At 74.3% G+C, this 20,216-nt stretch carries 14 protein-coding genes and 1 rRNA gene; 7 read left to right on the plus strand and 8 right to left on the minus strand.

All coding sequences use genetic code 11. The features are described from left to right. Positions 1 to 14 precede the first annotated feature (14 nt). The 5 genes from ACFY2K_RS11525 to ACFY2K_RS11545 are packed head-to-tail and all read left to right on the plus strand — an operon-like array spanning position 15 to position 6,529. Positions 15 to 1,160: a tryptophan 2,3-dioxygenase family protein gene (locus ACFY2K_RS11525; protein ID WP_387710946.1), complete on the plus strand. Its 1,146-nt coding sequence runs from the start codon at positions 15 to 17 to the stop codon at positions 1,158 to 1,160. Next, entirely contained in the window at positions 1,154 to 1,918 is a 765-nt protein-coding gene (locus ACFY2K_RS11530; RefSeq protein WP_387710948.1) for a thioesterase II family protein, read from the plus strand. Before ACFY2K_RS11525 ends, ACFY2K_RS11530 begins: the two co-directional genes overlap by 7 nt. Beyond that, positions 1,909 to 2,733, plus strand: a complete 825-nt coding sequence (locus ACFY2K_RS11535) for a mycofactocin-coupled SDR family oxidoreductase (RefSeq protein ID WP_375890312.1) — start codon at positions 1,909 to 1,911, stop codon at positions 2,731 to 2,733. The genes ACFY2K_RS11530 and ACFY2K_RS11535 overlap by 10 nt, the downstream gene beginning before the upstream one ends. Positions 2,734 to 2,771: 38 nt before the next feature. Beyond that, the gene (locus ACFY2K_RS11540; protein ID WP_387710950.1) at positions 2,772 to 5,726 is read left to right on the plus strand and encodes an amino acid adenylation domain-containing protein; all 2,955 of its coding nucleotides are present in this window, start codon (positions 2,772 to 2,774) and stop codon (positions 5,724 to 5,726) included. Positions 5,727 to 5,758: 32 nt separating this feature from the next. Beyond that, positions 5,759 to 6,529, plus strand: a complete 771-nt coding sequence (locus ACFY2K_RS11545; protein WP_387710952.1) for an SDR family oxidoreductase — start codon at positions 5,759 to 5,761, stop codon at positions 6,527 to 6,529. 54 nt (positions 6,530 to 6,583) lie between these two features. On the opposite strand, the gene ACFY2K_RS11550 is transcribed toward ACFY2K_RS11545, so the two are convergent. The 7 genes from ACFY2K_RS11550 to ACFY2K_RS11580 form a co-directional block, all read right to left on the minus strand. Further along, positions 6,584 to 8,707 (minus strand): HAD-IIB family hydrolase, encoded by a 2,124-nt coding sequence (locus ACFY2K_RS11550; RefSeq protein WP_387710953.1) that lies wholly within the window; start codon positions 8,705 to 8,707, stop codon positions 6,584 to 6,586. A gap of 45 nt (positions 8,708 to 8,752) precedes the next feature. Then, positions 8,753 to 9,724, minus strand: a complete 972-nt coding sequence (locus tag ACFY2K_RS11555) for a carbohydrate kinase family protein (RefSeq protein WP_380528526.1) — start codon at positions 9,722 to 9,724, stop codon at positions 8,753 to 8,755. Between the two features lie 90 nt (positions 9,725 to 9,814). Further along, the gene (locus tag ACFY2K_RS11560; RefSeq protein ID WP_387710955.1) at positions 9,815 to 10,942 is read right to left on the minus strand and encodes an NADH:flavin oxidoreductase; all 1,128 of its coding nucleotides are present in this window, start codon (positions 10,940 to 10,942) and stop codon (positions 9,815 to 9,817) included. Between the two features lie 177 nt (positions 10,943 to 11,119). After that, positions 11,120 to 12,556 (minus strand): leucyl aminopeptidase, encoded by a 1,437-nt coding sequence (locus tag ACFY2K_RS11565; protein WP_387710957.1) that lies wholly within the window; start codon positions 12,554 to 12,556, stop codon positions 11,120 to 11,122. Further along, positions 12,553 to 15,081, minus strand: a complete 2,529-nt coding sequence (locus ACFY2K_RS11570) for a hypothetical protein (protein ID WP_387710959.1) — start codon at positions 15,079 to 15,081, stop codon at positions 12,553 to 12,555. The genes ACFY2K_RS11565 and ACFY2K_RS11570 overlap by 4 nt, the downstream gene beginning before the upstream one ends. A 304-nt stretch (positions 15,082 to 15,385) precedes the next feature. Beyond that, positions 15,386 to 16,531, minus strand: coding sequence for an aminotransferase class V-fold PLP-dependent enzyme (locus tag ACFY2K_RS11575; protein ID WP_387710961.1), 1,146 nt, complete (start codon positions 16,529 to 16,531; stop codon positions 15,386 to 15,388). Further along, the gene (locus ACFY2K_RS11580) at positions 16,528 to 17,769 is read right to left on the minus strand and encodes an MFS transporter (RefSeq protein ID WP_387710963.1); all 1,242 of its coding nucleotides are present in this window, start codon (positions 17,767 to 17,769) and stop codon (positions 16,528 to 16,530) included. The genes ACFY2K_RS11575 and ACFY2K_RS11580 overlap by 4 nt, the downstream gene beginning before the upstream one ends. Positions 17,770 to 17,973: 204 nt before the next feature. Between ACFY2K_RS11580 and ACFY2K_RS11585 the strand changes: the two genes are divergently transcribed. Next, positions 17,974 to 18,600: a hypothetical protein gene (locus ACFY2K_RS11585; RefSeq protein ID WP_387710965.1), complete on the plus strand. Its 627-nt coding sequence runs from the start codon at positions 17,974 to 17,976 to the stop codon at positions 18,598 to 18,600. A 34-nt stretch (positions 18,601 to 18,634) separates the two neighbouring features. Here ACFY2K_RS11585 and ACFY2K_RS11590 read toward each other — a convergent pair whose 3' ends face one another. After that, positions 18,635 to 19,381, minus strand: a complete 747-nt coding sequence (locus ACFY2K_RS11590; RefSeq protein ID WP_387710967.1) for a G1 family glutamic endopeptidase — start codon at positions 19,379 to 19,381, stop codon at positions 18,635 to 18,637. 742 nt (positions 19,382 to 20,123) lie between these two features. Here ACFY2K_RS11590 and ACFY2K_RS11595 point away from each other — a divergent pair. After that, positions 20,124 to 20,216: ribosomal RNA gene (locus tag ACFY2K_RS11595) — 16S ribosomal RNA — on the plus strand; the annotation flags it as partial.

Here is a 20,216-nt window from a genome sequence, read left to right on the forward strand (position 1 = left end):
CCGGAGGTGACCCCGTGGAACCGCGCTTACCGGAACACTGCGCACACATCGTCAGGATCCAGCGGGAGCGCGGCCGCGCGGCGCTCGCACCCGAACGGCTCGACGAGCTGGCCGGGTACCACGACCGGCCCCCGGCGCCCGCCGACGGGGAGGCGGACGGCGAGGCGGAACTGCTCGGACTGCTGACCCGGCCGTTCAGCCGGACGACGGACATACCCAGGTACTACCGCTACACCGACCTGCACGTCTTCGACTGGTTCCTGGACCAGCGGCCGGACGACCAACTGACCGGCGCCGCCGAGGCGTTGGCGGTCTCACTGACCGCCCTGCTCGCAGTGGAGCGGGCCGCCCCGGCCGGAGCGATCGACCCCGCGACCTCGGCCGAGCGGCAGCAGCGGCTGCGGGCCCCGCTCGACCGGGTGGCGGAACTGACCTTCGACCCGGCCGGGGCGGTCCCGCTGGGGGAGGCGCTGCGCGCCCGGGAGAACGACCCGCGGGCGCGCTGGAACCGCTTCGTGCTGGCCGAGTGCACCGGCTTCCCGCAGTCCGACAAGCACGACGAGCACCTCTTCCTGCGCTCTGTGCACGCCTGCGAGATGGTCTTCTTCCTGGTCCGCGCCCTCGTGCTGCGGGCCGCCGAGACCTGCGCGGGCGACCGGCGGGAGGCCCGGACCAGGCTCCGCCAGGCCGTGCTGACGGCCGAACTGCTGAACGGCGTGTTCAGCGCGCTGTGGACGATGTCGCCCGAGCGCTTCATGGAGTTCCGGGCGGAGACCGGCGATGCCAGCGCCGTGCAGTCCATGAACTACCACGCCATGGAGATCGTGCTCTACGGCCTGGACCCGGAGAAGGAGAAGGTCCTCGCGGAGTACGGGCACCTGGCCGAACTGCGCGGGATCCTCGCCGAGGAGTGGCAGGCCCAGGGCGCCCGGGTGCGGGCCGCCGGGGACGGCGAGATGGACCGCCACCTCGACGCACTGCTACGGGTGCTCCGCCGTTGGCGCGGGCGCCACTACGGCTTCGCCGTCCGGTACCTGACCCCCGAGCTCACCGGCTCCGGCGGCACCGAAGGCGCGAACTACCTCAAGAGGTTCGTGGAGAAGCGGGGCCTTCCGGCACCCGAGCGGTCCCGGGGCGTCCGGACCTTCCTCACGTGCTGACCACCGGAGAGAACGAGGAGACCATGCCGACCGAGCGACTCACCCTGGTGTGCCTGCCCTTCGCCGGGAGCGGGGCCGGCTTCTACCGCGCCTGGGCCGACCTCGCGGTGCCCGGCCTGACGGTGCTGCCGGTCCAACTGCCCGGGCGGGAGGAGCTGTTCCTGGACGAACCGCTCACCGAGGTGGCCCAGGCCGTCGCCCTGCTCGCCCCCCGGATCGCCGAACTCACCGAAGGCCGGCGGTTCGCGCTCCTCGGCCACAGCCTCGGCGCCGTGCTCAGCTACGAGATCGCGCTCGCCCTCGACCGGCAGGGCGACGGCGGCCCGGAGCACCTGTACGTCAGCGGCTCACCCGGCCCGTCGAACGGGCGCGAGGCCCGCGCCACCGGGCTGGACGACACCGAATTCCTGGCCCGCGTCCAGGAGTTCGCCGGCTACCGGCACGAGGCCTTCGACGACCCGGACCTGCGGGAGGTCCTGCTGCCGGTGCTCCGCGCCGACGTCGCCATGCACGAGGACTACGCGCCGAGCACGACCGAGCCCCTGCGCGTCCCGGTCACCTCGCTGCGGGGCGCCGAGGACGACCTGGTCACCGCCGCGCAGGCCCGGCAGTGGCAGGACGTCACCGAGAGGGAGTTCCGCTACCTCGAACTGCCCGGCGGCCACATGTACCTGGTCGACTCGCCCGAAGCCCTGCTGCGGGCCGTCGCCCGGGGCCGCACCGAGCAGGGGACGGAGGAAGCGCGGACATGCAGCTGACGGACCGGACCGCCGTGATCACGGGAGCGGCCCGCGGGCTCGGCCGCGCGTGCGCCCTCCGCTTCGCCCGCGAGGGCGCCGACCTGGTGCTCCTCGACCTCGCCGGCGACCTGGACGGCGTGGACTACCCGCTGGGCAGCCGCAGCCAGCTGGACCACACGGCCGAGCTGTGCGAGGAGCACGGCAGCGCGGTCGTCACCGCCGCGGTCGACCTGCGCGACCCGGCGGGCGTGCAGGAGGCGGTCGGCCGGGCGCTGGAGCGCTTCCACCGGATCGACGTGCTCGTCAACAACGCCGGCATCGCGGCGCCGTCCGGCCGCCCGGTGCACGAGACCAGCGAGCGCGACTGGGCGCTCATGCTGGACGTCAACCTCTCCGGCGCCTGGCGGATGATCAGGGCGGTCGCGCCGGGCATGGTCGAGCAGGGGTCCGGGAGCATCATCAACGTCTCCTCGACCGCCGGACTGGTCGGCTACCGCTACTTCGCGGGGTACGTCGCCGCCAAGCACGGACTCATCGGGCTGACCAAGGCCGCGGCCCTGGACTACGCGCCCCACCGGATCCGGGTCAACGCGCTCTGCCCCGGCTCGGTGCGCGACGACCCGCTGGTCGAGGGCCGGATGCTCACCGAGATCGCCCGCTCCCTCGACCTGCCGCCGGAGGGCCACGAGGAGGCCTTCCTCCGCGACCAGCCCATGAACGCGCTCGTCGAACCCGCCGACGTGGCCGGGGCGGCGCTCTGGCTGGCCGGGGACGACTCCCGCCGGGTGACCGGAACGGTCCTCACCGTCGACGGCGGCTTCGTCACCCGGTGACGGCACCGGACCGCCCAGAGCTCGGCAGGAGGCCGACCGTGGTTGCACAGACCGAAGCGACGCCGCCCCCACCCGTGGCCGGACCGCCCACCGGCACCGGCCACGACCGGGCGCACCCCGGGCTGCCGTCCGGCCTGCGGCTGCCCGCGCAGGGGCGGGCCTGCCACGGGGTGATCGCCCGGCTGCCCGGCACGCCCGGCCCGGACGACACCGGCCGACGGCTGGCGCAGGCCGCCCGCCGTCTGCCGGAACTCGGCTCGCCCCGGCTCTGGGAGACCAGGGTCGCGACCACCCGGGACGACCCGGGGGCCGCCGCGCGGGCCCGGCGGGAGCTGCTGCGCCCGGTCCACGACGAACGCTCCCCGCTCCGCGCCGTCCGGCTGACGTACGCCGACGGAACCGCGGACCTGGTGCTCGTCGCCCTGCGCCACCTCGTCCCGCGCGCCCTGCTGGAGCAGCTGGCCGGGGCCCTGCTCACCGGGGCGGCGGTGGAGCCGCCGTCCGCCGACGCGCAGTCCGCGCCGTCCACCCCGTCCACCCCGTGGGCCGCGCCCGCCCCGGCCGACTGGGGCCTGGGGGACCGGCACCGCGGCGGTACCGTCAGCGCCCGCCCGCTCGCCGTGCCCGGCCCCGGAGCCGGCCGGGGACCGCGTACCGCGCGGCTGCTCCTGGAGGCCCTCGCCCTCACCGTCGCCCGGTACGCCGGAACGGAGACCGTGACGATCGGGCACCTCGACGTGGCACGCGGACGAGCGGAGCGCGCACGCCTGAGCACCCGGAAGATCGACGAGGAGCAGAGCGTCGCCGACCGACTCGCCGCACCCGGACCCGAAACCGACCTCGCACCCGGTCCGGCCCCCGGGCCGGAGCTCCCGGCGGTCGGCGTCGTCCACGCCGAGGCCTGGGACGGCTGCACCTACCTGCCCTGCCTGACGCCCGTCTTCCCGATCACCGTGCACCTCCTGGAACACCCCGACGGCACGGCCGAGGCGTCCTGCTGGTTCGACGAGGGCGTCCTCGCCCCGGAGGTGGCCGACACCTTCTGCGCCTCGGTCGAGCGGCTGGCCGCACGGTTCGCGGCCGACTCCGGCACGACCGTCCCGGCCACGCTGCCGCCCCTGACCCCGGAGGAGACGGCCCGGGTCCTGCGCCGGGGCGGCGCCGGCCGGGCCCCCGGCCCCGGCGCCGACCGGCGGATCGACGACTGCTTCGAGGAGGCGGCCCGCCGACGCCCCGACGCGGTGGCGCTGACCGACGAACACGGAGAGCTGACGTACGGACAGCTCGACGAGCGCGCCGACCGGGTCGCGGCAGGCCTGCACGCCCTCGGAGTCGCCCCGGGGAGCAAGGTCGGTGTCTGCCTGGACCGCGACGCCTCGGTGGTCGTCGCGATGCTCGGCATCCTGAAAGCCGGGTGCGCCTACGTCCCGATGGACGTCCGCTACCCGGCGGACCGGCTGCGGTACGTCGTCGAGGACGCGCGACTGCCCCTCGTCGTCGCCGGCGCGGAGTCCTTCCCCGCCGTCGCGGACGTCCGGGTCGTGGGCCTCGACGAGCTGAGCGCCCTCGGCGTGCCCGGCTGGGGCGGCGACCGACGGCCGGGAACCCCCGCCGACGACGCCTACGTGATCTACACGTCCGGGTCCACCGGCCGCCCCAAGGGCGTGGTCGTCCCGCACCGCAACGTGACCGCCCTGCTGGCGGCGACCGGTCCGGACTTCGCGCTGCGCCCCGACGACGTCTGGACGCTGTTCCACTCCACCGCCTTCGACTTCTCGGTCTGGGAGACCTGGGGCTGCCTGCTCAGCGGCGGACGCCTCGTCGTCGTCCCGCACTGGACGGCGCGCGACCCCGAGGAGTTCCACCGGCTCCTGGTCGAGCAGCGGGTCACCGTCCTCAACCAGACCCCGTCGGCCTTCGCCCAACTCGTCCGCGCGGACCGGGCCGCGAAGGCCGAACTGTCGGTGCGCCTGCTGGTCTTCGGCGGCGAACCGCTCGACGTGGCGCTGCTCGCCCCCTGGTTCGCCGGGCACTCCCCGACCCGGTGCCGGGTGGTGAACATGTACGGCATCACCGAGACCACCGTGCACGTGACCGCCCAGACGATCACCCCGGCCGAGGTGGTCGCCGGCTCCCGCTCGGTCGGACGCGCCCTGCCCGGCTGGTCGGTCTCCGTCCGGGACGCGCGGGGACGCGTCCTGCCACCGGGGGCGGCGGGCGAGATCCACGTGGGCGGCGCCGGACTCGCGGCGGGCTACCTGGGCCGGCCGGAGCTCACGGCCCAGCGGTTCGTCACCGACGAGGCGACGGGCGAACGCCTCTACCGCAGCGGGGACCAGGGGCGGCTGCGCCCCGACGGCAGCCTCGACCACCTCGGACGGCTGGACCAGCAGGTCAAGATCCGCGGGCACCGGATCGAACCGGGCGAGATCCGGGCCGTGCTGGCGGCCGACCCGGCGGTGAGCGAGGCCGTCGTCGTCGCCACCGCGGCGGCTCCCGACGATCCGGCGAGCAGCCGGATCGACGCCTACGTCGTCCTGGCCGGAGAAGCGCAGGAGGCCGGGGACGCCGACACCGCACGGATCCTCGACAGCGCCCGCCGCATCCTGCCCGACTACATGGTCCCCGCCACGCTCACCCGGATCCCCGCCGTCCCGCTCACCACCAACGGCAAGCCGGACCTCGACCGGCTCCCGCCACCGGCCGCCGCCGGTCGGGCCGACGCCACCGCGACTGGTACGGCCGCGACCGACGACCTCGCCGCGGAGGTCCTGGGCATCTGGAGCCACCACCTGGGGGCCGAGGTGTCCATGGCCGACAACTTCTTCCTGCTGGGCGGCAATTCGCTGCTGGTGCTGCGGGTGCTCAGGTCCTTGCAGGAGCGGGGGCTGCCGAGGATCGCGCCCCGCGACTTCTACCGCAACTCGACCGCCGACACGTTCATCCGGCTCGTCGCCGCCCGGCGCGACGCGCCCGGCACCGACCGGCCCTGACCAATCGATCCTGGAAGAAGGTACTGCGAGCCATGGACACGAACGGGATCTCCGCGGTGGTATCCGGCGGCGCGAGCGGACTCGGCGCGGCCACCATCCGCGAACTGGCCGCCCACGGCGTCAAGGTGGTGATCGCCGACCTCGGCGAGCAGCCGGGCAAGGCGCTGGCCGACGAGGTCGGCGGCCTCTTCGTCAGGACGGACGTGACCGACGAGGCGCAGGTGGAGGCCGCCGTCCAGGCCGCCGTCGACACCGGCCTCCCGCTGCGCGTCATCGTCAACAGCGCCGGTATCGCCTGGGCCTCCAGGACGGTCGGGCGGGACGGCGCTCCGCACGACCTCGGCCAGTTCGAGAACGTCGTCCGGGTCAACCTGGTCGGCACCTTCAACCTGCTGCGGATCGGCGCCGCGCGGATCGCCCGGACGGCGCCCGTCGACGCCGACGGCCTGCGCGGCGTGGTGGTCAACACGGCGTCCGTCGCGGCGCTGGAGGGCCAGACGGGCCAGGTCGCCTACGCCGCCTCCAAGGCGGGCATCGTCGGCCTGACCCTGCCCGCCGCCCGCGACCTGGCGGCGGTCGGTGTCCGGGTCAACACGATCTGCCCGGGCATCATCGACACGCCGATCTACGGCGAGGGCGAGGCCGCCGAGGCGTTCAAGGCCAAGCTGGTCGCGCCCGTCCCCTTCCCCAAGCGGGCCGGCCGGGCCGCGGAGTTCGCGCACCTGGTGCGCTTCCTGATCGAGAACGACTACGTGAACGGCGAGACGATCCGCTTCGACGGCGGGATCCGCTTCCAGCCGTGAACCCCGGCCCCGCCGCCCCGGCCCCGGTGCCGCCCGGGCCGGGGCGACGGCGCGTCAGGCGGCCGGGCCCCGGTGGGCGCCGCTGCGGATGGCGCGCAGGATCTCGTGGGCCCAGTCGGCGGGACGGCTGTGCCCGAGGAGGGCGGAGAGCCGGACCATCCGGGTGCGGCGCTCGGCGGGGGAGAGGTCGAGGGCGTGGGCGAGGACGGCGGTGAGGTCCTCGGGGGAGTGCGGATCGGTGAGCAGGGCGGCCTCGCCGAGTTCGGCCGCGGCGCCGGTGTGGCGGGACAGGACGAGGACCCCCGGGTCGGCCCGGTGCTCCGGGAACGCGGCGCGGGCGGCGACGAACTCCTTGGCGGTGAGGTTCATGCCGTCCTGGAGCGAGGTGATCCAGAGGACGTCCGCGGTGAGGTACTGGTCGACCACCTCGGCGGTGGAGAGGCGGTGCGGCCGGTAGTCGACTGGTTGCCAGGACCCGCTGCGCCAGCGGGAGTTGGTCTCGGCGACGCGTCGCTCCAGGCGCCGGCGGGTGCTCTCGTACGCGGTGATCCCGGGCTCGGGCGGCGGGCAGACCAGGCGGAAGACGAGCCGGCCGCGCAGATCGGGGCGGCGGGCGAGCAGGCGGTCGACGGCGTCGACCTTCTGGACCGGGGCCTTGGCGTAGTCGAGGCGTTCCACCGAGAGCACGACGCGCCGGGTGTCCGGGCGGCGGTGCGGGGCGCGCAGGCGGGCGAGCCGTTCGACGGCCGGCCGGTCGATGCCGAGCGGGTGGACGGTGGTGCGCGGCGGGCCGGGGAGGCCCGCGAGGGTCCGGCGGAAGCGGTCGGCGAAGGCCTCGGTGTGGAAGCCGGCCCAGTCGAGGCAGGCGAGCGAGGAGCGGAGTTCGGCGGCGACGGGGAGGCCGGCGAAGGTCTCCGGGTCCGGGAACGGGGTGTGGTGGAAGAGCCCGGTCCTCAGGTCGGGGCGGGCCCGGCGGAGCAGGCCCGGGACGAGCCAGAGGTTGTAGTCGTGCAGCCAGACGGTGGCGCCGGGGGCGGCCTGGGCGCTGATGTGCCGGGCGAAGCGGGCGTTGACGGTGCGGTAGTCGGCCCACGCGCCTTCGTCGAAGACGGCCCGGTCCGGTGCGGACATCAGGACCGGCCAGAGCGTCTCCTTGCAGGCGCGGTGGAAGTAGCCGCTCCAGGTGGCCGGGTCGACGGGTACGGCGGCCAGGGGCGGGGCGGAGGCGGGGTGCGGGAGCGGCGCCTGCCGGTCGCGCCCGGTGCGGGCGGCGACCCAGACGCCGGGCAGGTCGTCGGCGAAGGCGCTGCTCAGGGTGGGCAGGATGCCGTTGGGGCTGTCGGGCGGCTGCCAGCTCTCGCCGTTCCAGTGCAGCGGCGGGCGGTGGTAGGCGACGACGAGGGAGTGCCGGCCGACGGGCGGTTCGGTGGCGGCCTCGGCCCCGATGCCGTGGTCGGCCCCGCGGGAGGTCCAGCCGAGGGTGCGGAGCGCCGCGTGGATGCCGGCCGCGCCGGGCAGGCCCGGGCGCTGGACCAGCGGGTTCCCGATGAGGGCGGTGAGCAGGGCGGGTTCGGCCCCGTCGACGACCACCGCGTGGGTGCCGGCGCGGAACAGCGAGAGGTCGTTGAGGGAGTCGCCGGCGACCAGGATCTCGTCGGGCTGCCAGCCCAGCTTCGCGGCCAGGGCGCGCAGGGCGTCGCCCTTGGAGGCGTGGGGCGGCAGGACGTCGAAGTAGCGGTCCGCCGAGTACTCCCAGGTGCAGCCGAGTTCTTCGACGGCCGCGGTGAGCTCCCCGGTGAGCCCGTCCGGGGGGAGGTGGTAGGAGCACCGCCCGTCCTGGTGGACGCCGTGCTGGTAGGCGAGTGCGGGAAAGCGGAGCAGTGCGGCGCGGACCCGCTCGGGGCCCGGCCAGCCGGCCCGCAGCTGGTCCTGGACGGGGTCGACGGGGGTGAGGTCGGCGCCGTCCAGGACGGTGGCGCCGACGTCGGCGATGATCCACCGGGGGCGGGGGACGAGCGGGTCGCGGAGCACCTGGCGGATCGAGGCCAGGCCGCGTCCGGTGGCGAAGACCGTGACCACCTCGGGGTGGTGGGCCAGGGCGTCCCGTAATCGACGCCGGTCGTCCGGGGTGCCGCCGAGCAGGGTGCCGTCCAGATCGGTGACCAGAATCTTCGACATCCGACGGACGCTAACACGATCACGCCGGGTGGTGAAGTGTTCATCTCATGGTGCTACGAGCGGAGTTCGGGGGCCGCCCCGGTCGGGGCGGCGGTCGAGGAGCCGGTCGAGCTCCTCGGCGCGCAGGGCCGATCCCGAGCCGGGGCCGGTGGTTGCCGCGGCCCCGCAGAGCGACGCGGCGGCGAGGCAGTCGGGCAGGTCCCAACCGCCGAGGAGCCCGTGTACCAGGCCCGCGGTGAAGCAGTCGCCCGCCGCCGTAGGGTCGACGCCGGCGGCCCCGGCGGCGGTCCGGGCGGCCGGGATGTCGTGGCGCTCGCCGTCCCGGACGGCCGTGGCACCCTGCGCGCCCCGGGTGACCACCAGGGTGGGCACCACGCGGCCGAGGAGGTCGACCGCCTCGTCCAGGCCGTCGGCACCGGTGAGGCGCAGCGCCTCACCGTCGTTCGGGGTGAGGACGTCGACCAGGGCGAGGACGGCGCGGACGGCCGGGTCGTCGAGGCTCGCGGGCGTGTCGTGGCAGTCCATGACCACCAGGGCGCCCAGCTCCCGCGCGGCCCGGCACGCCGCCAGCGTGCCCTCGTCCCAGCGCAGTTGGGGCAGCAGCAGGACCCGGGGGCGGAACCGCCGCAGCAGCGGGGCGAGCGGCTCGGGGTCGACCCGGTCCTGGAAGCTGACCATCGCCCGGTCGCCCTCGGTGGCCAGGGCGACGGTCAGACTGCGCACCGGGAACGGGTGCCGCCGGAACGCGGCCCCGTCCAGGCCCTCCTGCCGGGCGCAGGCCAGGACGTGGGCGCTGAACGGGTCCGTGCCGAAGTCCGCGCTCCACACCACCCGTCGGCCGAGCCGGTGCAGTGCCATCGCCGGGGTGTAGGCGCCGCCCGGCACCAGGCCGAAGCCGTCCGCGAACACCTCGGTACCCGGCCGCACCGGCCGGTCCAGGCCGTGGAACACCAGATCGGTGAAGTACGGCCCCGCCACCAGGACTTCGTACGGAGGTGAGGACCCGTTCGTCTCCATCCGGCGAGCATACGGCGCGGGGCGCGCACCGGCGGGGGGATCGGCCGATCCCCCCACCGGTGTCGCCGCCGCGACCGGCGCCGCTGCCGGTCAGCTCAGGGTGCGGACGGCGGCGGCGTCGTAGGGGCGCAGCTCGGAGAAGCGTCCGCCGAGGACCTTGGCGGCCCACTGCGGGTCCTGGAGCAGGGCGCGGCCGATCGCGACGAGGTCGAACTCGTCGCGCTCCAGGCGGTCGAGGAGGTTGTCGATGCCCTGGGTCTCGGAGCCCTCGCCGGCGAAGGCGGCGATGACGTCGCCGGCCAGGCCGACGGAGCCCACGGTGATGGTGGGGCGGCCGGTGAGCTTCTTGGTCCAGCCGGCCAGGTTGAGGTCGGAGCCGTCGAACTCGGGGACCCAGTAGCGGCGGGTCGAGGCGTGGAAGGCGTCCACGCCGGCCTCGGCGAGCGGGGCGAGGATCGACTCCAGCTCCTGCGGGGTCTCGGCGAGCCGGGCGTCGTAGTTCTCCGACTTCCACTGCGAGTAGCGGAAGATCACCGGGAACTCGGGGGAGACGGCGGCGCGCACGGCCGCGACGAGTTCGGCGGTGAACTTCGTCCGGGCGACCGGGTCGCCGCCGTAGCCGTCGGTGCGGCGGTTGGTGCCGGCCCACAGGAACTGGTCGAGCAGGTAGCCGTGGGCGCCGTGCAGCTCGACGCCGTCGAAGCCGATCCGCTCGGCGGCCGCGGCGGCCTCGGCGAAGGCGGCTATGACGGCGTCCAGGTCGGTCCGGGTCATCGCCCGGCCGGTGCCCTCGGTGCCGTCGAGCCGGATGCCGGAGGGGCCGACGGCCGGGGCGTCGGCGACCGGCGGCTCGCCCTGCTTGCGCACCATGCCGATGTGCCAGAGCTGCGGCACGATGGTGCCGCCCGCCGCGTGCACCTCGGCGGCGACGCGGGCCCACCCGGCGAGCTGCTCCTCGCCGTGGAAGCGCGGGATGCTGTCGCTCTGCCCGGCGGACTCGTGGTTGACGTAGGTGCCCTCGGTGACGATCAGGCCGACGCCCGCGGCGGCGCGGCGGGCGTAGTAGGCGCTCACGTTCTCGCCGGGGACGCCGCCCGGGGAGAACTGGCGCGTCATCGGCGCCATGGCGATGCGGTTGGGCACGGTCAGCCCGTTGATCGTGACGGGCCGGGAGAGGATCTCGGCCGCGCGGGAGGAGGAAGGCTCGGTGACGGTCATGGGGTTTCCTCGCGGGTAGCGGTGGGGTGCGCCGGGTCAGCGGTGATCGCCGGTGCCAACCACCGCGGCGGCCCCCGCATTTCGCCCTCCGCCCGGATCCCGGCGTGATCCACGCCACTCCGCGCCGCCCGCGTGCCGGTCCCGGGTCGCCGCGGGCCGCTCCGCGCGGGCGGACGGTCAGACGGGCGGGTGGGGGTGGCCGGTGAGGAACTCCGCCAGGGTGCGGACGCCGAAGCCGGTGGCGCCGGCGACCCATTCCGCGTCGGTCCCGTCGGCGAGGGCGGTGCCCTGGATGTCGAGGTGGGCCCAGGGGATGCCGGGCGGGACGAACTCGCGCAGGAAGTGGCCGGCGAGCAGCGCGGTGCCGTGCCGGGTGCCGAGGGTGTAGTTGACCAGGTCGGCGATCCGGGAGCGGAGCTGGGGCCGGTACGCGTCGGGCAGCGGCAGCGGCCAGAGCGGCTCCCCGGCCCGGGTGCCGGCCGCGCGCAGGCGCTCCACCAGGGTGTCGTCGGTGCCCATCAGCGCGGCGACCCGGCGGCCCAGGGCGATCGCGGCGGCGTCGGTGAGGGTGGCGATGTCGATGATCGCCTGCGGCCCGGTCTCGCCGGCCAGGACCAGGGCGTCGGCCATGATCAGCCGTCCCTCGGCGTCCGCGTGGCAGATCTCGACGGTGGTGCCGTTGCGCATGACCAGGACGTCGCCGACCCGGATCGGGTCGGCGTTGGGCATGTTCTCGGTGAGCGGCAGCCAGGCGTCCACCGCGACGGGGCAGTCCAGCGCGTCGAGGACGGACATCGCCCCGAGGACGGCGGCCGCCCCGGCCATGTCGGCCTTCATCCCGGCCAGTTGCGCGTTGGGCTTGAGGGACAGGCCGCCGGCGTCGAAGGTGACGCCCTTGCCGACCAGCGCGATCCGTGCGGCCCCTGTCGTACCGTCGGCCCGGCCGTCCGGCCGGTAGCCCAGCTTGACCAGCCTGGGCGGCTCCAGGGAGCCCCGGCTGACCCCGAGCAGTCCGCCCAGCTGCTCGTCGGCGATCCGGCGGCCGTCCCAGACCTCGCACTCCAGACCGGTCGCCGCGGCGAGCTCGACCGCGCGGTCGGCGAACACGGTCGGGGTGAGGGCCTCGCCCGGTTCGTTGACCAGGTCCCGGGCCAGGAGCACGGCCTCGGCCAGCCTGCGGCCCTCGAACAGGCCGCGCGCGGCGTCCGGTGTCCCGGGGGTGAGCACCTCGACGAGCTGGTCGGTCGGCGCGGCCGCGCCGCTCCGGTACCGGGTGAACCGGTACCCGCCGAGCAGGTACCCCTCGACCAGCGGCCGGAGGTCCGGGCCCGGCGGGTGGACGGCCAGCCGCCGGTAGGCGCCGACGGCCCGGGCCAGTCCGGCCGCCGCGGCCCGGATCGCGTCCCGGTCGGTCCGGTCCCGCGGCCCGACCCCGAGCAGCACGGTCACGGGGGTGCCGGGCAGTTGCAGCACCTCGCCCACCTCGCCGCTGAACCCGGTGCCGGTGAGGAACGCGGCGGGCAGGTCGGCGGGCAGTTCGCCGACCCGCACCGGCCGCACGACGGCCTCCGCCCCCGGGCCGGGCTCGGGGCGCAGCACCCAGGTGACGCTCACGCCCGCTCCCGTCGGGCGGCGCGCCGGGCCGCGCCCCAGGCCTCCAGGTCGGCGAGGTAGGCACTGGCCAGTTCGGCCATGCCGTCGGCCGCACCGACGGCCGCCCAGCCGCGCGCCGCGGAGATCGCGTACGGGTCCACCCTGAGGGCCTGGAGGTAGCAGTCCTCGGCCAGGACCGGCCGGCCGGCCCGCCGGAAGCACTCGGCCGCGGCCGCGTAGCCGAACGCGGTGGAGACCGGGCCGAGCCGGGCGGTCCGCAGGAAGCTGTCGGCCGCCTCCCGGGGGCGGTCGCGCCGCAGCAGGCCCTCCGCCACCTCGATGTGGGTCTTGGGCTCGTACGGGTCCAGGGCCAGCGCCTCCGCGACCAGGAGGTCACCGCGGTCGTCCTCGCCGAACGCGTAGCACTCCTTGGAGCGGCTCTCCACGCAGGCCCGCAGGTTCTCCCGCTTGAGGAACTCCTGGTACGGCCCCTCGGCGGGCACCGCCCGGGCCAGCTCCTCGGCGCGGTCCATGTCGCGGGCCAGCCAGGCGCGGTCCTCGGCCATGAACGGGACGAAGCTGACGCTGCGGTAGAACCGGCTCTCCATCATCGTCTTCTCGAACGCCGAGCGGTCCGGGTCCGCCAGCAGCTCCTCCAGGGCGCGGGCGCCGATCTCCCGCCAGCGCGCCGCCTCCTCCTGCGAACGCGTCTCGCGGGCGTGGAACACCACCGCCACCACGGCGATGACGAACCGCAGGTGGGTCGGGCACTCGGGGTGTCCGGCGATGGCGAAGGAGGTCTCCGGTGCGGCCACCGTTCCGCCGACCGAGGCGACGTACCGCACCAGGTCGCGCCAGTGTTGCAGGCGCAGTTCGGCCGGGGTCCGGAGCCGGTCGACCGGTACGGGCGGGACCAGCTCCAGGACGAGCTTGGTGAACCCGAGCCGGTACAGCACCATGGCGACCTGCCGGCGCCGCTCGGGGTCGCAGCGGTCGAAGTCCTCCAGCCATTCGCACAGCCGGTTCCAGCGCGGTGTGCGCAGGTGCTCGGGCAGATCGGCCGGATGGTCGACCGCGAACTCGGTCAGCCCGGACTCGCGGATCAGGTTGCCCCGGAAGGCCGGCGGCATGAGGCGCTGCCAGTTGACCTCGGCCCGTTCGCCGCCGCGCTCGGCGAACTCGTAGGCGAGGCTGGGCAGTCGGGCGTACAGGCCGGGGGATTCGGACTCGCCCAGGTTGAAGTACGAGGCGTACATCCGGTAGTGCCAGTTGTTGGCGTACGGCCGCTCCCGGTCCCGGGTGGCGGCGCGCCCGGTCAGCTCCTCCAGCGGCCGGTCGCCGTCCTCGCGGCAGGCCTCCAGCAGCGCGTCCCGGGTGGCGGCGGCGCGCGGTGCGGCGCGGAAGGCCCGTTCGTTGAGCACCCGCGCGAACTCGGTGTCCCCGAGTTCGCGCGCGCAGTGGGCGGCTCGCAGCAGCGCGAAGCCGGTGCCGAACGGGCCGAGCCGGGCGGCGTGCAGGTACCCGGCCAGCGCCTGCTCGTGCGCGCCGGCGCGCTCGTGGGCCTGCGCCGCCTGCATCCGGATCTTGACGTCCCACGGATCGAGGGCCAGGCCCTCCTCGACGGCGGTGCGCTCGGCCTCGGTGTCGCCCATCCGCACCGCGATCTCCAGGTGCCGGTCGAGCAGTCGCCGACGGGTCTCCAGCAGGACCAGTGCGTCGTCCCGGTCGGGTGCGGTCAGCTCGGCGACGCCCGCCCGGACGTCGGCCAGCAGCGCCCGGGCGCCGCCGAAGTCCCGCTGCCGCTCGGCGTACATCACCTCGCGCAGCGCCAGCCGGGCGGTCAGGACGGTGTGGGTGAAGGGGGTGAGCTCGCCCGCGACCTCCTTGAGGAGCTCCCGGGCACGGTCGAGGAGGAGCGGCGCGGCGGAGTCGTCCCCGGCGTGCCGGGCGAGCAGGTAGCCCCACGCGGCCACCGCCTGGACGTGGGCGACCGTGGGCGCGGGGTGGTCGGTCAGCACCCGGTAGGCCGCGGTGGTCCGCTCGGAGAGGCCTTCGGAGCCGAACAGGGCGGCCGCGCGGGCGGCCTGGACGCCCGCCGTCACCTGGTCGCGGCAGGCCGCCGGGTCGAGGTCCTCCGGGACGACCTCCAGGACCGCGGCGGGGAGGCAGACCGCGACCAGCCAGTGCGCGAGCCCGGACCGGTCCACCTGGTCCAGTTCGGCGTGCCGCCGGTAGGCCTCGGTCATCCGCCGCCAGGCGGGGGAGGCCAGCTCGTCGGGCAGGTCGGTCGGGAGCACCGCCCGGTAGGCGGTCAGCCGGGACTCCTGCACCAGCAGCCGGCGGTAGCTCGCGGGCATCGTCATGCCGAACCGCAGCGCGCCCGGAGCGGGATTCTCGAAACGCCGGGCGGCCAGGACCGCCGACCGTGCCTGGACGGCGGTGGCCGGTGATTCGGCACCGTCGAAGTACGGGCGGTGCACCTCGAAGGTGAGCCAACTCGGTGCGTTGACCCCGACGATTCCGTGACTGAATTCCCAACGGTTCACGCGGTCATTCCTCTGCTTTTCTGGAGTCGGCCACCGGGCGATCGGCGACATGCCCCGCGACGGAATATCCGGACGGACCGGAATTCCCTCGCGGGGCATGCGTGGAGCGCCGGGATCAGACGCCGGCGTCGTCGATCAGACAGGTCCAGCAGTCCGCCGCACCAGTGCTGATCTCGACCTCGTCCTCCAGGGACTCCCAGGTCTCGTAAGCCATTTCGTCACCCCTTTCTTCTCACGGGCCGGTCCGGATATCCGGTCCGGCGAAGCGGTTGGGCGATATTCTTCGGGAACCGGAACTGCGCCGTCAAGGCTTCTGCGCGGCAAGCTCCGAGAGGATCTCGGCCACTTCTCCGTCGGTCGTCCAGAAATGCGGGGAAACCCGGACCCAGCCGTCCGGAACGGAAACGTGTATTCCGGCCGACGCCAATCTCCGGACGATCTCCACCCCTTCCGTCCGGTGGCCGGTGAAACTCACGACGCCCGAGTGCCCGGTGCCGTCCGGCGGGAGCGCCAGGTCGTAGCCGAGCTCGCCGATCCCGGCGCGCAGCCGGTCGGCCAGCGTGCGCACCCGTCCGGTGACCGCGGTGATGCCGGTCTCCTCCAGCTCGGCCAGCGCGGCGGCGAGCCCGGCCATGCCGACCAGGTCGTACATCCCGCCCTCGACCCTGGCCGCCCCGGCCCGTTCGGGCAGGTCGTAGCGCAGGTGCCCCGGCCCCTTGGACACCTCTGCGGCGCCCTGGTGGCCGAACCAGCCGGTGGGGGTGGTGCGCAGCAGCTCCAGCCGGTCGGCCCGGCAGTAGAACACCCCGGTGCCCGGCGGTCCGCACAGCCACTTGTGCGCGCCTGCGGCCAGGAAGTCCACCGGGGTGTCGGCCACCGACAGCGGCAGCGCGCCGAAGCTCTGCACGGCGTCCACGCAGACCAGCGCCCCGACCTCGGCGGCCAGCGCGCAGATCCGGTCGAGGTCGCAGCGGAAGCCGGTCGCGAAGTTGACGTGGCTCACCGCCACGAGGCGGGTGGCCGGCCCGACCGCCGCCGCCACGTCCTCGATCCGGTGACCGCCGTCCCGCATCGGCACCCAGACCGGCTCGACCCCGAAGCGGCGCAGCCGCAGCCAGGGCCGGACGTTGGCCGGGAAGTCCCGGTCGAACAGCACGACCTGGTCGCCCGGGCGCCAGTCCAGTCCGTCGGCCACCAGGTGGATGCCGGTCGAGGTGTTGGGGACGAGGGCGACCTCGTCGGGCGTGCAGCCGAGCAGCCGGGAGACGGACCGCCGGGCGGCGTTCCGCGCGCCGAACAGGGGCCCGACCCTGGCGCTGCCGTACGGGAGCACCTCGTCCACGGCGGTGCGCATCGCGGCGACGGCGGCCGGCCGGAGCCGGCCGAGTCCGGCGTAGTCCAGGTAGATCTCACCGTTCGCGGTGCCGGCCGGCGGGCGGGGCCCGCTCACGAGAGCGCCCCGGCCGAGCGGACGGCCCGCGTCGCGGTGACCGCCATCCAGCCGGCCACCAGCAGCGGCACGCCGTGCAGCAGCAGCACCCACTGCGCCACCCAGGCCGGCTGCAGCACCAGGCTCGTGACGAGCAGACCGGACATGAAGCCCGCGTTGACCGTGATCTGGGACAGCCCGAACGCCCGCCCCCTGCGCCCGTCGGGCAGCTGCTGGAGGGACTGCTTGTAGGTGATCTCGCTCAGCGCGTCGCCCAGACCGGCCCCGGCCGCCGCCAGCAGCCGCGGCCACCAGCCGTCGAGCCAGAACACACCGATGAAGCCCAGCGACATCACCATCGTGGCCACGCAGTACACCGGGGCCGGTGCGCGGTCGACGATGCGCTTGGCCAGGGGCCGCAGCACGAAGCTGGCCAGCAGCAGCCCGGCCGCCCAAGCGCCCCACACCGCGCCGGAGACCACGGCCGGTTCGTCCGGGCGCAGTTCGCTGCCCAGCAGCGGCAGTCCGACGTGCTGGGAGGCGCTGCCGAAGGCGTCCAGTCCGCGCAGTGCGACCAGGCCGGCCAGGCCCGCGGCCACCAGCAACGGCCAGGCGCCGGCGCGCTCCCGGGCTCCGGCGGCCGGGCCGTCCGGCTCCCTCATCCGCAGGCGCAGCGCGAGCAGCACCGCGGCCGAGAGCGCGTAGCTGGCCGCGTCCAGCCCGAACACCCAGCGGTACCCGGCCAGGGGGACCAGGACGGTGGCGAGGCCCATGCCGACCATGAAGGCCACCCCCTTGAGCCCGGCCAGCGCGCTGTTCACCGACGGGGTGCGCGGCCCGGCCAGCACGGGCGTGGCGGCGGACAGCGTGGCCTCGAAGACCGACCGCCCGCTGCCGATCACCATGACCGCCGGGTACAGCCACCAGTTCTGCGCGCCCGCCGGCAGCACCGCCAGCAGCGCCAGCATGAGCGACCGGGCGAGGTCGGCGCCGATCATCACCCGGCGGCGGTCCCAGCGGTCCCCGTAGCGGTGCCCGAGCCGCCCGCCCGCGATCGCGCCCGCGTACAGCGCCACGCTGACCAGCCCGGTGTCCAGGGCCGAGTGGTCGAGCTCCCAGACGAAGACGGACAGGCAGATGAAGTCGAGCGCGTAGCCGACGTCCGAGATCGTCTTGGCGGTCAGGAGGACCGCCAGCTGACGGCGACTCGCCGCGGCCGTCCGCCGTGCCGTTCCGGTGCCGGCCGCCACGGCGCCCATGAGGTCTCAACTCCCCGGTTGTGTGAGGGCTGTCATGATTCCCTCACCAACCCCCCACTTTCAAGAGGTAGTTCGATGAGAACTCCGCACCGTGTGGTGGGCCTCCCGGTGGACCTCTCCGGCCGCGCCCCGGTGGTGGTCGGGGTGATTGTCGGGACGGTGCAGGACCGTGCGCGGACCCGCTTCCCGGGAGACGATGCCTCCATGGACGCCGAGACGCTCGTACGGACCCGTCGCTCCCTGCACGCGGTGGCGGAGCTGGTGCTGGCCGGGCCGCAGTACCGGGCGAGCGGGACGATCCGGCTGCGGGCCCGCCCGGGCGGGTTCGGGACGGTGGCCGAGCCGGGGCTGCGGGTGGTGGGCGCGGAGCTGGTGGGCCGCGGGCGGGCGGTGTCGCTCGAACGGAGCAGCTGCGTCGCGCTCGGCGCGGCCCTCGGGCTCGGCGTCGGCGCCCCCGAGGGGGTGTACCGGGACGGTCCGGGCGTCGCCGCCGACCGGCCGATCGAGGTGGATCCGGCTGCGGCCCGGTGGCTCGCGCACTGCTTCGCGCTCGGCGAGGCGGCGCTGAGGGAACTGTTCCCTACGGAGGAGCCGGTCATCTGGCCCGAGCACTTCGACCTGGGGATCACCGTCGACGCGGTGAACTACGGCCTCTCGCCCGGGGACGCGTTCCTCGCTGAGCCGTACGCCTACGTCGGCCCGCACGAGCGGCAGCAGGGGGAGTTCTGGAACGCGCCGTTCGGCGCCGCCCGGACGGTCCACGGGCTCGGTGGCGCCGGCGGGCTGCTGGACTTCCTGGAGCGGGGCCGACGGCTGACGGGCGACGCCTGACGGTTGTGGACGTCAGGCGTCGCCGGGGGATCGGTCAGCTGTGCTTCCAGGTCACCGAGAACGCGGTGCCGTCGGTGATTCCGGAGGTGGTCGCCTTGGTGACGCCGTCCTTCGTGGCCATGTCGATGACCGACGGGTTCGAGGCGCCGAGGCTCTTCCCGTTCACCTTGGCGTTGGTGAACCCGACGGTGCCGAAGTCGGCGAGCGGAAGGACGCCGGTGCTGCTGGACGGTGCCTCGGCGATCACCTCGGCGGAGGCCAGGGTCGCGCTCTTCAACGACTTGGCGATGCTGCGGCTCCAGTTCCTCGTCACATTGCGGAGGGTGAGGTTGAAGACACCGTTGCCGGTCGTGGTGACGCTCGCGGTGAAGTGGTCGCCGGGGTGCACGGCGTTGTTGAAATAGGCCGGGTAGGCCGGGTACATCTCGTACCAGGACCCGTAGACCGGTGTGCCACCCGAGCAGTCCGCCTCGGTGCCGATCTGTTCGACCGTCCTGCTGCCGTCTCCGTCGAGACCGATCCAGAAGGCGGACCAGGTGTCGGTCTTGGTGCAGGTGACGGTCGGCTGGACCCACTCGGCGCTGACGCTGGTGAACTTGCCGCCGGTGGCCGCGTAGCCGGACCAGTTACTGCTGGTGCCGTACATCAGTGAGCTGTCGTGGTGGTGCTCGGCGATCGGGGCCAGGAAGGTGCCCTGGGTGGGGAGGGCGGGCGAAGCGCCGGCGAGCAGCGCCAGCAGGGAGGTGGCGGCGACGAAGGTGCGCCGAAGGGCTTTGGACATGGCTGGTCCCTGGGGTGTTCGAGGGGAGTTGACCAAGCGTCGACAAAGCTAGCGGCCGAGGCCCTGGGCTACGGGCCACGAAGCGGCGGCGGTCCCCGGATTCCCCTGGTCGGCCCAGCCCGGCCCAGCCCGGGCGGTCGGCCGGGCCTGACGAGCCGAGTTTGTCCCGGGGGCCGGACGGGGGTACTGTCTCCCAGTCGCTCGGCAGGGAGCACCGGACACGCATCGGCGCGGACGGTCCCGGGGCGGCCAATCCCTTGAAACACCGCGTCAGGTCTGCGCCTGCCGTTTCGCTTTTCGCGTCTCGGCTCGGTGCTTATGTGGCATGTGCGTTTTATCGGATTGCGGCTGGATTCGCTTTTCGGAGCGAGGGTCGGCTAGAGTTTGAAACGTCGGACGGGGCGTCAAGCCGCAGAAGACACCAGCGAGTTGGATGACGAAGCCCCGGAAAACGGAGCGGAAAACATCTGATAAGCTGGAAACACGAAAGAACGAAGCGCCCGGAGGGCCCGCTGGAAGGCGGTCCGAAGGAAGCGTCCGTTCCTTGAGAACTCAACAGCGTGCCAAAAGTCAACGCCAGATATGTTGACATCCCCGGCCTCAGGTTTCCTGGGGTTGGAGATTCCTTTTGAAACAAACACTAGCGAGGACGCAGTGCGCGGGACCACCCTATTCCGGTGGTTGCCGTGCCGCTCAACGCGGGTGTGGACCGGCCCTGCTTGATTGTGGGGCCGAGTAAACATTCACGGAGAGTTTGATCCTGGCTCAGGACGAACGCTGGCGGCGTGCTTAACACATGCAAGTCGAACGGTGAAGCCCTTCGGGGTGGATCAGT

The organism is Kitasatospora sp. NPDC001309 (genome assembly GCF_042896295.1).
Classification (GTDB): Bacteria; Actinomycetota; Actinomycetes; order Streptomycetales; family Streptomycetaceae; genus Kitasatospora.